13 protein-coding genes and 1 pseudogene are annotated in these 15,909 nt (G+C 56.9%); 5 read left to right on the top strand and 9 right to left on the bottom strand.

Annotation, left to right across the window (positions count from 1 at the left end; translation table 11 throughout):
• Positions 1-219: 219 nt before the first annotated feature.
• Both ASC96_RS16030 and ASC96_RS16025 read left to right on the top strand, forming a co-directional pair.
• The gene (locus ASC96_RS16030) at positions 220-495 is read left to right on the top strand and encodes a hypothetical protein (protein WP_156397517.1); all 276 of its coding nucleotides are present in this window, start codon (positions 220-222) and stop codon (positions 493-495) included.
• A 189-nt stretch (positions 496-684) separates the two neighbouring features.
• The gene (locus tag ASC96_RS16025; RefSeq protein WP_060504138.1) at positions 685-2,943 is read left to right on the top strand and encodes a methyl-accepting chemotaxis protein; all 2,259 of its coding nucleotides are present in this window, start codon (positions 685-687) and stop codon (positions 2,941-2,943) included.
• Positions 2,944-3,315: 372 nt separating this feature from the next.
• Here ASC96_RS16025 and ASC96_RS16020 read toward each other — a convergent pair whose 3' ends face one another.
• The 3 genes from ASC96_RS16020 to ASC96_RS16000 all read right to left on the bottom strand — a co-directional run bounded on the left by ASC96_RS16020 (position 3,316) and on the right by ASC96_RS16000 (position 5,611).
• The gene (locus ASC96_RS16020; RefSeq protein ID WP_060504137.1) at positions 3,316-3,516 is read right to left on the bottom strand and encodes a CsbD family protein; all 201 of its coding nucleotides are present in this window, start codon (positions 3,514-3,516) and stop codon (positions 3,316-3,318) included.
• A gap of 1,065 nt (positions 3,517-4,581) precedes the next feature.
• Positions 4,582-5,076 carry a ferritin-like domain-containing protein gene (locus ASC96_RS16005; protein WP_060504134.1) on the bottom strand — a complete coding sequence of 165 codons (495 nt, stop codon included), beginning with the start codon at positions 5,074-5,076 and terminating at the stop codon, positions 4,582-4,584.
• Between the two features lie 157 nt (positions 5,077-5,233).
• A complete protein-coding gene (locus ASC96_RS16000) occupies positions 5,234-5,611 on the bottom strand; it encodes a DUF4112 domain-containing protein (protein WP_060504133.1) in 378 nt (125 codons plus the stop codon).
• A 259-nt stretch (positions 5,612-5,870) separates the two neighbouring features.
• Here ASC96_RS16000 and ASC96_RS33835 point away from each other — a divergent pair, with 259 nt between their 5' ends.
• On the top strand, positions 5,871-6,464 hold the full coding sequence (locus ASC96_RS33835) for a hypothetical protein (RefSeq protein ID WP_244482085.1): 594 nt from the start codon (positions 5,871-5,873) through the stop codon (positions 6,462-6,464).
• Between the two features lie 54 nt (positions 6,465-6,518).
• On the opposite strand, the gene ASC96_RS34260 is transcribed toward ASC96_RS33835, so the two are convergent.
• The 5 genes from ASC96_RS34260 to ASC96_RS15975 form a co-directional block, all read right to left on the bottom strand.
• A complete protein-coding gene (locus tag ASC96_RS34260; protein ID WP_280140012.1) occupies positions 6,519-6,644 on the bottom strand; it encodes a hypothetical protein in 126 nt (41 codons plus the stop codon).
• 28 nt (positions 6,645-6,672) lie between these two features.
• Positions 6,673-7,089 carry an organic hydroperoxide resistance protein gene (locus ASC96_RS15990; RefSeq protein WP_060504131.1) on the bottom strand — a complete coding sequence of 139 codons (417 nt, stop codon included), beginning with the start codon at positions 7,087-7,089 and terminating at the stop codon, positions 6,673-6,675.
• Positions 7,090-7,218: 129 nt separating this feature from the next.
• A complete protein-coding gene (locus tag ASC96_RS15985) occupies positions 7,219-8,538 on the bottom strand; it encodes a HAMP domain-containing sensor histidine kinase (RefSeq protein WP_060504130.1) in 1,320 nt (439 codons plus the stop codon).
• Entirely contained in the window at positions 8,535-9,275 is a 741-nt protein-coding gene (locus ASC96_RS15980) for a response regulator (RefSeq protein WP_060504129.1), read from the bottom strand. Before ASC96_RS15980 ends, ASC96_RS15985 begins: the two co-directional genes overlap by 4 nt.
• Positions 9,276-9,363: 88 nt before the next feature.
• Entirely contained in the window at positions 9,364-10,404 is a 1,041-nt protein-coding gene (locus tag ASC96_RS15975; RefSeq protein ID WP_060504128.1) for an alpha/beta hydrolase, read from the bottom strand.
• Positions 10,405-10,723: 319 nt separating this feature from the next.
• Here ASC96_RS15975 and ASC96_RS15970 point away from each other — a divergent pair.
• Together ASC96_RS15970 and ASC96_RS15965 are read left to right on the top strand one after the other, a co-directional pair.
• A pseudogene (locus ASC96_RS15970) lies at positions 10,724-12,498 on the top strand (cytochrome c biogenesis protein DipZ).
• 47 nt (positions 12,499-12,545) lie between these two features.
• Entirely contained in the window at positions 12,546-13,298 is a 753-nt protein-coding gene (locus ASC96_RS15965) for an alpha/beta hydrolase (protein WP_060504127.1), read from the top strand.
• Between the two features lie 248 nt (positions 13,299-13,546).
• On the opposite strand, the gene ASC96_RS15960 is transcribed toward ASC96_RS15965, so the two are convergent.
• Positions 13,547-15,664 (bottom strand): bifunctional diguanylate cyclase/phosphodiesterase, encoded by a 2,118-nt coding sequence (locus tag ASC96_RS15960; protein ID WP_060504126.1) that lies wholly within the window; start codon positions 15,662-15,664, stop codon positions 13,547-13,549.
• Between the last annotated feature and the right edge of the window lie 245 nt (positions 15,665-15,909).

Here is a 15,909-nt window from a genome sequence, read left to right as displayed (position 1 = left end):
CTTCATCTTCCAGCCAATATGGAATGGGCTGCCTCAAAGTGGAGTTTGGTCAGCGAATTTTAGTCCTCATAGTCAATCGAGCGATCCCGCATCGGATACTATGAAGCCCCGCAATCAATTACCAGCGAGGATAGCCTCGACATCACGAACTGGATCGAGTGGTTCCTCGATCGGCTGGGCTATGCTGTTGGCGAGGCGCTGCTGACCCTCGACAACGTGATGGTGAAAAATGATTTCTGGCAGATGCATGCTTCAAGCGATCTCAATCCGAGGCAAGCCGAAGTCCTCAACCGGCTGCTAGACGGAAACTTCCAAAGCAAGCTCACATCGACCAAGTGGGCAAAATTGACGAACGCATCCCAGGACACGGCATCGCGCGACATTGCAGACCTGATGGCGAAAGGCATCCTGCAAAAAGGCGAGGCTGGCGGACGAAGAACGGCCCACGAATTGGTTTTGAACTCTCCGACAAACCACGCTTCTCAATCCGGGTAAGTCAAACCGGTTGGCGGCGAGTCCCACCCCGAGACCGCCCTATACACGTACTTGCTCCTCTCATTCATCACGAGGACAGTGCCCTTTAAAGTAGTGGTCTGATTGCTCTGATTCCAATTATATTACTGTTTACAGAATGTTTCGGAATTTCAACGATACGTGTGCTTCACATTTACAGATGGAGCATCGATGACACACCCACAGATCACCCGCCCCTTGTGGGTCACTATAACCGCCTACGGGTTTGCGGCTGTGCTTTTTTCAAGTCTCGCAATTGGCGGTAGCGCCTGGTATCGGCAATCCGTTTCGAATTTCGAGGCTTTGCAGCGAGAGACAGCTGGCGATCTGGCTCTCATTGAAACGGATATGTCGGCACAGCAAAAGGCGGCCTCGGCGTTGGCACTTGCGCTTGCAGGCCAGCCGGACATTGGTCCACTTGTCGTCTCCAACGCCCGTGACACACTGATTTCCAACTTCAGCGGCTCCATGCCGGGCATCAAGGATGCCGGTGGTCTCCAAAACCTGACATTCGTCGATGCCAACGGCACAGCAATTGCGCGTATTCATACACCAGACAAATTTGGCGACGACCTAAAAGGTCGACGCAAGACGGTAGTCGAGGCACTCACAGCTGGCAAACTGGTTGCCGGGATAGAGCCGGGCAAGTCTGCAGTCGCGATGTTTGCCTCAGCGCCCATCGTCCACGATGGAAAGACCGTTGGCGTCGTGGATGTCGGGACCGGTTTGACGAATGCATATTTTGAACCACTTGCTCGCAAGATCGGTGGTGATGTCACTGTTCATGTTCTGGTTGATGGAAAGTTCGAGGTCCAAGCGGCAACAGGCGGCAAATCCCATCTGTCCGAAACGGCAGTCAAGGCCGCCTTTGACGGGAACTTCACCGATGAGCAGGTCTCAGGTGGTGAAGATAGCTTCATCGTTAACGCGATCGCTCTCACCAATTTTTCGGGCGAGAAAATCGGCGTCTTGGAAATCGCGTCGAATGTGACCACTATTATAACCGGCGCCAAGCATGCTCTTTGGACATCTATCATCGGCACGGCGGTCGTATCGCTGTTGTCGCTCCTCGGTTTTTACCTCTTTGCACGATCACTGGCAGGTGTCGTCGGGCGCATCACAGGCACGATGTCCAGATTAGCAGGCGGGGACCTGGATGCTCAGATCGAGGGTGGCGCTCGCCGTGACGAAATTGGCGCCATGGCGCGGGCAGTGCAGATCTTTAAAGACAACGCAGTTCGCACCCGAGAGCTTGAAGCTGAAGCCGACCAGCAACGCAACCTCAGCGATGACGAGCGCCGTCGCAACGCGGAGAAGGAACGTCTGCGGGCCGAAGCCATGGCCCAAGCCACAAATGGTCTTGCTGACGGCCTCAAACATCTGGCAAACGGTAACCTCAACTTCCAGTTGACTGAACGGTTTACAGAAGACTTTGAAAGCCTGCGCGCCGATTTCAACGGGGCGGTCGAGCAGCTTCGTACAACCCTTGCGTCGGTTGCTTCCGCCACCGCATCGATCGAAGGCGGTTCGCGCGAAATCAGCAGCAGCGCCGACGATCTGTCACGACGGACAGAGCAGCAGGCAGCCTCCCTCGAAGAAACCGCTGCAGCCCTGGACCAGATCACGGCAAACGTTAGCAATTCGTCGAAACGTGCCGAAGAAGCCCGCGCCATAGCCGTGCAAGCAAACGACAGTGCCCATCAATCCGGTATGGTGGTCGGCAATGCCGTGCATGCGATGAGCAAGATCCAGCATTCGTCGAATGAAATCTCCAATATTATCGGGGTTATCGACGAGATCGCGTTCCAGACGAACCTGCTTGCCCTGAATGCCGGTGTTGAAGCCGCCCGCGCAGGCGACGCCGGCAAGGGATTTGCCGTTGTGGCGCAGGAAGTGCGCGAACTTGCGCAACGGTCGGCGAAGGCTGCAAAGGAGATAAAGGATCTCATCAAAACGTCCACGGGCGTAGTCCAGAGCGGCGTGCAACTTGTCAGCCAAACCGGTGAAGCTCTCAAGACGATCGAGGCCTTTATCGTCACCATGAACCAGCACATGGACTCGATCGCTACCTCAGCGAAAGAACAGGCGATAGGCTTGGCCGAAGTTAACACCGCCGTTAATCAGATGGACCAGGTGACACAGCAGAATGCTGCAATGGTTGAGGAGGCTAATGCTGCCGGAGCAACGCTTGCAACCGAGTCGGCCAAGCTGAAGGATCTCGTGGCTCAGTTCCAGCTTGGCACCAACTCTACTCCCAACGAGATTAGAAACACGCCCACGAGACGCCCGGTTGCGTTAAGTCCGGCAAACGCTACGCCGTTTTCATCTCCCGCTCGCACTATGTCAAACAAGTTGACGCGGGCGTTCTCTGCACGCAGTTCGACTGCCACCGCAGCGGCCCCTTCGACTGATAGTTGGGAGGAATTCTGAGGGAAAACCGTAGGCAAGTGTTCCATTTCATGGCGCAGATGCCTGAGCAGCCTACTATTCGGATAGCCACCTACGCGGTGATCGCTGCAACGAGTTCATCTTGGGGGCTCGTTGCAGTATTCGAAAAATTTCACGCTAACGTTGGCGTGACCGCGCGTTGCTGTGACCGCGTCGCTGCCAAAACATAATGAAGCGCGCTGACGAGAGGTGTGTTGACGCATTTTTCGGTTAGACAAGAATGTGCAGTTATGTGGGACGCGTCGGCCTACCGCTGCGCCAATAACTACCCAGGCTGCCGCAGCCCAAAAAACAGCACTTATCTCGACAAAAAGCCCCGCTTCCACGGGGCTTTACTGATTCCACGGCAAAAAATCAGGACTGGCGGCTATACCAGTCGTCCACATCACTCTTTGCTCGATCCTTTTCGATCCCGTAGCGCTCTTGGATCTTGCCTTCGAGTTGATCCCGCTTACCGGCGATTTGATCAAGGTCGTCGTCTGTGAGTTTGCCCCACTGTTCCTTCACGTTCCCCTTGAACTGCTTCCAATTACCTTCAACACGATTCCAGTCCATCTAACTTCTCCTCTGATTTATCTTCCGAGGAACAAACGCACGAGAGATCGTTTGGTTGCAGTTACAGAAAAAGTCACATATTCCCCGCGGCTAATCACCATGACCGCGAATGATTAGAACATGAGCCACTCCGGGGACATCAACCGATCGTAGCAGAGCCTTGAAGCGGAAGAGCTTCAATAAGCCGCGGTTTCAGAACATCGTAATGAGGTTATGAAGAAACTCGCTTCGTGTCTGGGGCCGAACGGCACTTTTGCCCGGGACACCTTGATGGGGATCGCCCAACCGGCGAAATCCCCAAGTGTCACCCACTTGCCGGGATTGTTCGAGACAACACCAGAATGTGACGCAGAAACCAGAACAGAGCAGCGGCTTCAGAAGAAAGGCCTGAATTCGCGCTACCAATATCCATTCGGCGAGCGCGGCCTGAAGCTGTCCAAAATCGCCGAAAATAGTTCGGCCATGCTTCGTCGACAGAGGCGTGCTTGTAGTGACGATCAAACCAGGGTCCTGCAGAGTCCAATGCTGAACCGATAGGGGAGGAAGTTCCGGTTCGTTCAGGACTTTGCTCACTGAATAGAGAATAGCCGGCTCAGACCCGGCCACTGAAAAGCGTGGGCCGTCCACTCCAGGCATTGTCGATGGAATGCGCCCAGGGATTGCGTAAGCGGGATGCCGCCATTTTGCTCCCTATAGCGAAGAAGCGTCATGCCATTAATTCCATGCAGACTTCCCGTCAGTTCCTGTTCAGAACGGGACGGCGAAATAGCGATGAGTGGCGAAAGGATCGACGGCCTGAATATGCCGGAATCATGGCGCAAGCTCTGTAGGCCGTCACCTAGAATTTAGAGACTGCTCACCTGGCTTAGGGCACCTCCGCGCAGTCTAGCGCCTTGAAGGGATGCTAAAGACCGACTACTCCATCCCGCCATCGCGAACTGAGGGATCGTACAGTCGACCTCGTTATGGCCTGTAAAGGTCCGACATCGGCCTGTCTGCTCCCTATCGCGGGCTGAAGAAGAGCCGGCCATGGACCGGCTCTCTATTTTTCGAACTGTGGAAGCGTTACGCTGCCTTCGCCTTGACGGTGGTCTTATTGATCGAGGTCACGGCCAGGTTGGTAAGCTTGTTGTTGGTTGCCTTTTCCTCGTCGAGAATTTCGCTCAGCAATTTGTGAGCCTCGTCATGGCCAAGATCTTTTGCCCATTCTCGAAGCGAGCCGTAACGCGCAATCTCGTAGTGCTCGACCGCTTGGCATGCCGCGAGCAGGCCCGCATCGAGAGCCGTGCCCTCGGCATCTTTCATAAGCCCATCGGCTTCCTTAATTAGACCTTCGATGGCATCGCATTTTTCCCCCGACGCTTTTTTCCCAATGGATTTAAAGACCAGTTCAAGCTTCTTGATCTGGTCCTTCGTTTCTGCAAGGTGGTCCTCGGCAGCCTTCTTCAGTTCCGCGCTCTTGGCAGCCTTTGCTACCTTCGGCAGGGCTTTGACTATCGCGTTTTCGGCATAATAGACGTCCTGCAGCGTGTGTTCGAATACATCGGCCAGTGATTTCATGATGTGTCTCCTCATTGAGTGAAATGCGACACAGAAATCCGCGAGACGAGAATTCGTTCCAAACTTGGGCCACCTGGCCGGTCGATGATATATCTGCATATCCGCTGTCTTCAAATGATAGTCCAACAAGATGCTGTGGGGCAAAAAATTCGGACGCTTAAGCAGGCGACATACCCAGATGGTCGAGGATGATGGCAACATTCCTGCGATGTGACTTAAAATAGACGTCGAACACGTCTCCTATCAAAGGGACTGCCCCGACGACACCGTCTGCTGCAAGGTTGGCCAACATCTTCGCAATCTTGCTGGCGGGCAGACCCAAGCGACGACCTTCGTTGACGATGTACAAACCTACCAATACGCTACCTGCATCTCCGATCACGGGAACCAGTCCAATGACCGCGTCGGCGCCAAACAGGATGTTTGTGCCGGGGATACGAACGGCGGTGTCCATGATTTTTGCCAGCATCTGCAATCGTCTGATGCGTTCAACGATCCCTTGATCGAGCGGCTCAAATATCTGTTCTCTGCTCATCGAAGCTCCCAATCGCCGATACGGAAAGCTGATTGGCGGCAAGAAGTTCCGTCGGGCAGTGCCAGACACGCTTCTCAGCCATGGATATTTGAGTCAAGGAAACTTACCCGCTTGAATAGATGTCAACCTATCGTTGGCGCTTGGCTTGGCTGGAGCGGCGGATGGAATGGCCGTTCTACCGGGTGTAGGCAAACGCTGAGGGCGTCCACGTGGCTCTGACGACGGCGAGTCCGGTGGATCTGTGGACGAGGGATTTTTTGTGACGTTCACCACGGATTGCATTGTCGACCTAATCCGTACCGCCAATGAAATTGGAGTGCTTAGGAACGTTGAGAAAGGGCGTCTCCTCGATCGCTCTGTTGGCGAGATCCGATTTATGCGCGAAGCCGTGGGAATTCCCACCACCGGCACGGATACCGATGCACTAATCCCGAGTGGAATGGTTCCCTCGATCGGCCTTGTTGACGAAACGGACGTTTCGGCCGCCCTCCTTAATGCCGCGGCAATGATCCGGGACCCCCTCTCGCAGATGCTCAATAATGCGTTAGGAAAATTTGAGAGGGACGGAGATGGAAAACTCAACTCTGATGAATTCAAGACATTTAACGAGATCCTGAAACCCGGCATCGACACCGATGAGCAGGGAAAGCCAACGATCGATTACAGCGAACGCATGGAACACGACGGCGACGGATTGATCAGTCAGGATGAAATGAATTCGAAGGGTGTCTTGATGCCGGCTGACCTCAGCGATCCCAGCCTGAAATCGGTGCTGGCTTATCTTCTTCTCAAGGGCGACCCTTTGGCGATCGAAGCTGCGGCGTTGCTGAAGAACGAAGGCGACAAGTCGTGATAGTCAAAGGGAGCGACTGTTTCACAGCCGCTCCTATCCTATTTTCCACTCAGGCTACCCTTGAGGGCCTACCGCTGTGGCGATAGCAGCCAAAGGCGACGGTTCGTTGGAAAACACGTCATAAACGCACGGCGCGGCAAAAACGGCGAGCGCAAGCATGCCAATGATCAGGCGTTTCATGGAACACTCCGTGAGATTGCGGAACGGCTCAAACGAGCGTCAGCTCGACCGCGATGTTGCCCCGTGTTGCCTTGGAATAGGGGCAGGTCTGGTGTGCTTCGTCGATCAGCGCCCGTGCAAGGTCGATATCCAGCCCCGGAAGGCTGACATTCAGCCGGGCTTGCAGAAGATAGGCGCCGTCCCTCATGCCGAGGTCTACTTCGGCATCGACTGCCGTGTTCGCAGGGAGTGCTAGCTTGCGCTTGCCTGCGGCTATGCCAAGGGCGCCGATGAAGCAGGCGGACCAGCCAGCCGCAAAGAGCTGCTCGGGATTGGTACCGGGCTTGCCGCTGCCCGGGGGCGAAAACTTGACGTCGAGCTGCGCATCGTCACTGCGCGCCGCACCGTCGCGCCCGCCGGTGGTGTGGGTCTTGCCGGTATAAAGCACCTTGTCGATCTTTGTCATGGAACACTCCTTCGTTCTGTCGCGTAACGCGACGTGGTTGACGGATGTGTTTTGCCGCATCGACGTATCCGGCATGTTTTCGAAAAGGTCGGAATTGTATCGCAGCGTAGAGGCTGCTGGTCGGGCCTATTAGGGTAGCGATATTTCCGCGGCAAGCCCACCACCGTCGCGATTGTAGATCCGCACCGTTCCACCGATCGAGACGGCAAGCTGTTGGGCGATGGCCAGTCCAAGCCCTGTGCCTCCTGTATCCCGATTGCGAGATGTCTCCAGCCGGTAGAACGGTTGCATGGCGGACTCCAGCTTGTCGTCGGGAATGCCCGGTCCATGGTCCTTAACCGTAATTACCAGAGCTTTTTCGCCTTTGCGTTCAACGCTAATCTCGGCAGCACCCGCAAACTTGAGGGCGTTGTCGATGAAGTTGGTCAAAATACGCCGCAGTGCGTGCGGCTTGGTCACGGCAGTCCCCTGAGCGATACCAGTCACCGAAACCGCGTTGCCGGTATCCTGATAATCGTAAACGATGCTGTAGATGAAGGATGCGAGATCGATGCGCGCGTTTTTCTCGCCATTGCCATGTGAACTGCGCGCATAGGCAATTCCGTCCTGCACTAGGCGCTCGATCTCGCGCAGATCGCTGACCAGCTTGTTCTTGTCGGGACTATCATCCGCCATGTCGGCGCGAAGCCGCATGCGCGTGATCGGCGTCTGCAGGTCATGGGAGATTGCTGCGAGAATCTGCACCCGTTCTTCCAGGTAATGGGCAATACGGTCACGCATGGCGTTGAAGGCCCGTGCCGCATGCGCAACCTCGCTCGGTCCATCCTCGTTCAGGGGCGAACCTTGTCTGCCGGGATCGAGTGCATCGGCGGCAGCGGCGAGAGCGCCAAGCGGACGAATTGCGAGGCGCACCGCAAACCAGGTGCAGAGAATGAGCAGAACCATCTGGGCTGCAAAAACATATGGCAGCCATTCGGCCAGGGGCATTACTCCGCGCGGGGTCACATCGATTGTCAGTGGCGAACCGTCCGACAGCGTCAGATGCGCCTGCAGCCGCGTGAGGTCGCCCGGGATGGCTTCGACGCGGATCGGAAACCTGTTGCCGGCCGCCTGGCCTATCCGGTCCGCGATCTCAGCACCACGACCCGATAAATCCGGAACACCTGGAAGCCCGGGCCCGAGAACAAGGCGGTAGCTTCCGCGGCTCAGCCGATCCAGCCAATCCGTCCGCTCGTTGGCGGGAAGACGGTCGAGAATTGCGATCGACGTTGCCAAATCGCTTTCCAGTGTCCCGAGCATGACAGCCTTGGCTGACATGTAGCGCTCGGCAAAAAGAATGCTGAAGGACAACCCATAGGCGACAGCCAGTCCGGCAAACAGGATCAGGAACAATCGCGAGCGAAGCTTGCTTGGCCACCAGCGGTAACAGGATTTGCCGCCTACACTCATGTTCTGGGCACCGAGATTTCGACCGGCACAGAGAACACGTAGCCCTCGGCCCGCACCGTCTTGATATAGGTCGGTTCGCGTGCATCATCACCAAGCCGCTGGCGCAGGCGACTGACCAGAAGGTCGATCGAACGGTCGAACAGTTCGGCATCGCGGCCCTGCGTCAGGTTCAGGATCTGGTCGCGATTGAGCACACGTTGCGGATGATCGATGAATACCCGCAGCAGCCGATATTCGGCGCCGCTTAACGCGATCTCCGTGCCGTCCTTGTCCAACAGATTACGGCCGACTGTGTCGAGCCGCCAGTCTCCGAACGTCAGCAGTTTCCCGGCCTCACTGATCTGCAGGTTGGGCGGCAACATTCGGGTCCGCCGCAGCACCGCCTTGATGCGGGCAAGAAGTTCTCGTGCCGCAAACGGCTTCGGCAGATAGTCGTCGGCGCCCATTTCCAGCCCGATGATCCGGTCCATTTCATCGTCACGGGCCGTCAGCATGATAACCGGCGTTGCCTTGTGCTTGCCGGCGCGCAGTTCCCGGCACAGCACCAGGCCATCATCGCCCGGCATCATCACGTCGAGGACGATCAGGTCAACAGTGCTGGCCTCCAGGAAACTGCGCATCTGCCGGCCGTCGGCGGCAACCGTCGTTCGAAGGCCGTTCTTCTTCAGATAGCTCGACACAAGTTCGCGAATTTCGCGGTCGTCATCGACGATCAGAATGTGGTCGACATGCTCCATCTCTTGCCTTTCAAGCATCCGCACTCAGGCGACATTTGTTTCGTCTCGGCTGTTGCGAGTAAAGCGGTTTCTCGCAACAGCCCTGCAATCAGAATTTCGCGACATCGAGGATGGCCTGAGCGAATGCCTCCGGCGCTTCCTGCGGCAGATTATGCCCGATAGCCGCAACATCCCGGTGCTCATATTGCCCCGAGAACTTCCTTGCATAGACCGATGGCTGCGGATGGGGCGCACCATTGGCATCGCCTTCCATGGTGATCGTCGGAATGGTGATGTCCGGACCCATCGCGAGCTGCTTCTCGAAGCCATCGTATTTCTCCTCGCCTTCTTCGAGACCGAGCCGCCAGCGATAATTATGGATGGTGATGTCCACGTGATCCGGATTGTCGAGGGCGGCGGCAGAACGATTGAACGTCGCGTCGTCGAACGTCCAGGTGGGCGATGCCGTCCGCCAGATGACCTTTGCAAACTCGTGCGTGTTGGCGGCATAACCGAGCCGCCCCCGCTCGGTAGCGAAATAGAACTGGTACCACCAGGAGAGTTCCGCGGCCGGCGGCAATGGCTTGCTGTTGGCGGCTTGGCTGCCGATGAGATAGCCGCTGACCGACACCATCGCCTGGCAGCGTTCCGGCCAGAGAGCCGCCATGATGTTGACAGTGCGCGCACCCCAGTCATATCCGCCCAGGATCGCCTTTTCGACACCGAGTGCATCCATGAAGGCGATCATGTCGGCAGCCAGTGCCGCCTGCTGACCGTTGCGCGGCGTCTCATCCGAAAGGAAACGCGTCGTCCCGTAACCACGCAGATAGGGGATAAGCACGCGGTAACCTGCATCGGCCAGGATCGGCGCGACATCGACATAGCTATGGATGTCGTATGGCCAGCCGTGAACGAGCAGGACTACAGGGCCATCTGCGGGGCCGGCTTCTGCATATCCGACATCAAGCAGACCTGTCTTGATCTGCTTGAGTGATGCGAACGAAGTATGCCCTCCTGCCTTGACCGAGGCAGGGGACGCAGCGGGCGCTTGGGCATGGGCGATCGTGCTCATGCCCAATTGGGTGGCAGCCACGGTCATGGCGGCGATACCGAAGAAGCGGCGGCGCTGGTGATTGATTTGAGGTGACATCGTTCTCTCCATCTCGATTGATCGTGATGGGAAGAAGCCGACTGCACGTATCCCGCATGTGTCCCGTCAAGCGCAGAATTGAATGCGGATGTAGCCTCCAGCGCCCTCGATACAGTCTGATACAATTCGCACCAACCGCCGACCGGGCTGGCCAACGATTTGATCACTGTGTCGTGGAAAGGCCGGGCCCTACACTGCGGTACATTTCCGATGGAAGCCGGACACATCCGGGATACGTCGCTCCAGCCAGATTGGTCCTGTTGCTGGTCGTGCCCCATCGCCGTCCAGAACCCGACCAACCGGTTTCAAGGAAACGACGATGACACTTCTCATCATTGCCTATCTCGGAGGGGCGCTGACCATCCTCAGCCCGTGCATCCTTCCCATTCTCCCCTTCGTATTTGCCAGGGCCGGGGAGCCCTTCATCAAAAGTACCCTTCCGATGCTGGTCGGGATGAGCGTCACGTTTGCATTGGTCGCGACACTCGCAGCGGTCGGCGGGAGTTGGGCGATCCATGCCAATGAATACGGTCGTCTCGCCGCGATACTGCTGCTCGCCATCTTCGGGGTCAGCCTGTTGTCACCCCGCATTGCGAGCATCGTCACCCAACCAGTCGTCGATTTGGGCAACAGGCTGCTGAACGCGTCGGGTAGACCCGGCTCAGTGCGGACTGCCGCGAGCTCCTTCATCCTCGGCGTCGCGACCGGGCTTCTCTGGGCGCCGTGCGCCGGGCCTATCCTCGGCCTTCTGCTGACGGGTGCGGCGTTGGATGGCGCGAACCTCGAGACAACGTTTCTGCTCGCCGCCTATGCCGCTGGTGCCGCGACATCGCTTGCTGTTGCCCTGCTTATCGGGGGTAAGATCTTCGCCGGCATGAAACGGTCGCTCGGCGTCAGTGAGCGTATCCGCCAAGCACTGGGTGCCGCGGTTCTGGTTGGCGTTGCCGCCATTGTCCTCGGTCTCGATACCGGTCTCCTGGCGCGGCTTTCCTATGCCAGCACGGCCACATTCGAACAGGCTGTGCTTGACCAATTGCACGACAAGGCTGCTGACGATGCAATGTCCGGAGTTACCAGCAGCGGTGCGATGCCACCTGTCGTCGATCAAGTTCAGCCGTTTCGGAGTGATTTGCCTGTCGAGGGCGAAGCGCCGTCGTTGAATGGCGCGGTCGAGTGGGTGAACTCGCCGCTAATGACCACGGTACAGCTTCGCGGCAAGGTCGTCCTTGTCGATTTCTGGACCTACTCGTGCATCAACTGCATCCGAACCGTCCCTTATGTCCGCGCCTGGGCAGAAAAATACAAGGATCAGGGCCTCGTCGTGATCGGCGTGCACGCCCCTGAATTCGCCTTCGAGAAGAAGATCGACAATGTCAGTAAAGCGATTGACGATCTCAAGATCCGCTATCCGGTTGCGATCGACAACGACTACAAGATTTGGCGCGCTTTCGAAACAGCTACTGGCCGGCACACTACCTGATCGATGCAAAGGGCCAGATCCGCTACCATCATTTCGGTGAGGGCAACTATCGCCAGACCGAGCAAGCAATCCAGGACTTGCTTCACGAAGCTGGCAAAGAGATGGCGGCGACCACAACGATAACGCCCGATGCCAAGGGTGCCGAGGCAAGCCCCGACCTCAAGAACATCCGCTCCGGTGAGAGTTATCTTGGATACAAGCGTGCCGTGGGCTTCGTCTCTCCGGAGGGCCTGCATGCCGACGCCGCCAATGCATATTCTATCTCGCAGCCGGGCCTGAATGAATGGGGTCTCTCTGGCACCTGGACCGTGGGTGCAGAACGCGCCGTACTGGACCAGCCGGATGGCAGCGTCGTCTATCGTTTCAGCGCGCGCGACCTGCATCTTGTGCTCGGACCCGGTGCTACCGGCAAACCCATTCGCTTCCAGGTGACGATCGACAGCAAGGCGCCGGGGCTCGATCATGGTGCAGATACCGATGCCGACGGCCGCGGTACCATAACCTCCACCAGGCTTTACCAGCTCGTTCGCCAGTCGGGCGACGTGGGGGAACGGACGTTTGAGATCCGTTTCTTCGATCCAGGTGTCGAAGCTTACGCCTTTACCTTCGGCTGACCCATCCTCCGCATCAAGATCACTTAACGACAACAGGAGTAAAACGCATGAACCGACATTCCATCTCGATCCTCGCACTCGCCTTCGCCACCAGCATCATCGCATTTTCGGCGCAGGCCGCCGAGGTCAAAAACATCGTCATCGTCCATGGCGCACTTGCCGATGGTTCGGGCTGGCGCAAGGCGTCTGATATCCTTGTCGAGCGAGGGTTCAATGTTACCATCGTCCAGCAGCCGATTACGTCGCTCGCCGACGATATCGCCGCCACCAACCGGGTGCTCGATTTGCAGGATGGCCCGACGCTTCTCGTCGGTCACAGCTATGGCGGTATGGTGATCACCGAGGCAGGTCGTAGTCCCATTGTCGCCGGTCTCGTTTATGTTGCCGCTTTCCAGCCGGACAAGGGCGAAAGCCTGCTCAGCCTTGCAAGCTCAAAGCCTGCTGGCGGCATGAATATCCGCGAGACGAAGGACGGAAAATACGTCTATCTCGACCCCGCCGCCTTCGCGAACGACTTCGCCGCCGACCTGCCAAAAGACGACGCAGCGTTTCTGGCAAGGTCGCAGGTCTTCGCCTCCAAGGAAGCTTTCTCGGCCAGGATCGCCGATCCTGCTTGGAAGACAAAGCCAAGCTGGGCCATTGTGGCGACCGCGGACCGATCCATCAATCCTGAACTGGAACGCGAGATGGCGAGGCGTGCGGGCAGCACTGTCACTGAGGTTGTATCCAGCCATGCCGTCTTCTCCTCTCAGCCCCAGAAGGTTGCTGACGTCATTGAGACAGCGGCGAAGGCGCTCTAGCGTTGGTACAAAGTGGCGATCCCGCACCATGGATCGCCACTGAGACTATTTCGCCTTGAAAGGATCAGAACCTACGACCTGTAATGCTGGTGAAGATCACCGGGGCTTTATCTCGATGACAACCCGACCTCGACCCTCTGGCCGCCAGCAGACCTGGCGGGCGTTACATGGCGGATGTTCTTTCACCATGCTCCCGCTCCTTGCGTGTTCCAAGTCGTTCCAGCGGCCTACATCCCAACCGCCCGATGCTATGCGGCAGCCTTGAGGAAAGCATCTTCGATTTGCTTTGCGCCCATTGGCTTTCCAACGAAGTAACCTTGAAGCTGATCGCATCCGCATGCAGTCAAGGTATTTGCCTGTTCCTGGGTTTCAACGCCTTCGGCAGTCACTGGAATATCGAGAGCGTGCGCAAGCGAAAGCGTTGCGCTGAGGATTCCAGCGCCCTTCTCCTCCTGCAGCGCCGTCACAAGCGAACGGTCGATCTTCATTCGGTCAAATCCGAACTCGCGCAAGGCGCCGATACTTGCATAACCGCAGCCGAAATCGTCCAGAGCAAATTTCACTCCGATCGCCTTCAACCTGGCAATCGAACGCTTCGCTTGCTCCGGGTTTGACATCAAAACCCCTTCGGTAATCTCAAGCGTCAATCGGCTTGGATCGAAACCTCTCGTTTCCAACACTTTTTCGACAACTACAGCGAATTCCGGATTGCGCAGTTGTACGGGTGACACATTCACCGACAAGCCAATGTCATTCCAGCTCGAAGCCGTTTCTATGGACATCTCAAGGATTTGCCGCCCCAGTTCATCGATGAGACCTGCCCGTTCAGCGACGGTGATGAACACTTCCGGGCTGACCGGTCCCGTATCGGGAACCCAGCGTGCAAGCGCTTCAACCCCACGCAACGACCCGGTCTTAGCGTCCACCAGTGGCTGAAACGCCGGGCGGACCTCTCGATTTTCGACAGCTCGGCGTAGCTTGTCTTCCATTGCGGCTCGCTGATTGCGCTGGAGGTCAAGTTCGCCGAGATAGTCGACTATCCGACCTCGACCGCTTTCCTTCGCCTCGTAGAGCGCCATGTCGGCGCGTCGCAGGAGCTCGTAGCCATCTGGAATATCTGATGTAAGCAACGCGGTCCCGATGCTGGCGCCCACTTCGATCGTACGGCCGCCGATACGGAATGGTTCCTGTAACGCTTGTACCAGTGCTTTCGAGCAGATGCCGATCTGGTTGGCAGAGCCCAGGAACGCAAATTCATCACCCCCGAGGCGGCATATCGTTTCCGTGTGCGTCAACGTCTTCGTCAGGCGATTGGCAACTAACTTGATCAGTTCATCACCAATCGCGTGACCCCATGCGTCGTTAACGTCTTTAAAACCGTCCAGATCGATTAGCGCTAGTGCCTGTTGTCCGGTGAGTGACGATTTCGCCACGTCGATCTCGTCCAAAAGGCCCGCCCGGTTCAGTAGGCCCGTTAGGCTGTCGTGGGTAGCCTTAAACCGCGCCGCGACGGTATCACGCTGCAGGCCACGTATCACCGCCACCGCGGTCGCGATGATCGCGACGACAAATATCAAGAACAGCGTGCCTGCGGCAAGCAGCGACCGATAAACGCCGTCAAATGTCAGATTGCCCGGCATCCGACTCGGCCAGTGCAGATAAGCGACGGAGCGACCATGATTGCCGAGGAGCGGCATGCTCAATTTGTCAGGTGATGGAGTAGCAACGAGCCTAAGGCCCCCAATGTCGAATGTCTCGTCGAGCTGGGCAACGATGTCAGGCGTCAACAGTTTTGCGAATACAAGTGTGCTGAGCGCCTCTTGCGACGGACCGTCCTCAAATGGCTGTATCGCACCAGCCGCAGCAAGATAGACACCTTCCGTCGTTGGCACGAAAGAGGTGACCGCCCGTTGCCCCGAAGCAGACGCCCGAGCCGCCAACTCGCCAATGCTGTTGCCGAATTCGGAGTGTGCATCGAAGGGAGCACCCTTCCTATAGGCGCTCAAAACAGCACCTGTAGGTTTCAAAACGACGGCTACATCATACAGAGGATAGTCCTCGCTGGTCTTGCCCCAGTTTTCATAGGCCCAAGCGGATGCGTTTGCGGATCCAATACTTTTAAAGGCGTCGTCCCAAACAGCGTTGTCTTGAACTGTGGAGGCAAGGCGAGTTTGAAAGGACCGAATTGCAGATGTGACAGCTCTGTTCGCGCGCGCATCATCGATTTTGTTGGCTTCATCTCTCATGTAGACCACAGCAGAGAAGACGAGGCTGGCGATCAGACTGACGACGGCTGTGAAAAGAATAGTGACCAAGCCAACGCGCTTCTTGCGGGAAGTGGCGCGCATATTCGAAATCAATTTCATGGATTTACCTGCGTTCTGCAATTCTAAAGGCAGAATGCAAGCAATTCACCAATGATCACTTAAGGAGACGTAGCTAGATACCGCACGCACTGGGCGCTTGATAGCGGTTGGAACATTGTTATTCCGGCGGCGCGAACCTAAACAACGTGAAAGATCCTTCCGTCCCGCACCGATGAAACCACGGTGAATTCTGGATTGCCATGCGGTGATTTACATCATCCCGTCCGGTCCGTCCGATAAGGTAT

Origin of the sequence: Rhizobium sp. Root1204, assembly GCF_001424965.1 — a bacterium.
GTDB lineage: Bacteria > Pseudomonadota > Alphaproteobacteria > Rhizobiales > Rhizobiaceae > Pararhizobium.
The sequence above is the reverse complement of the archived record's forward strand: the minus strand, read 5'-3'. Positions and strand labels throughout refer to the sequence as shown.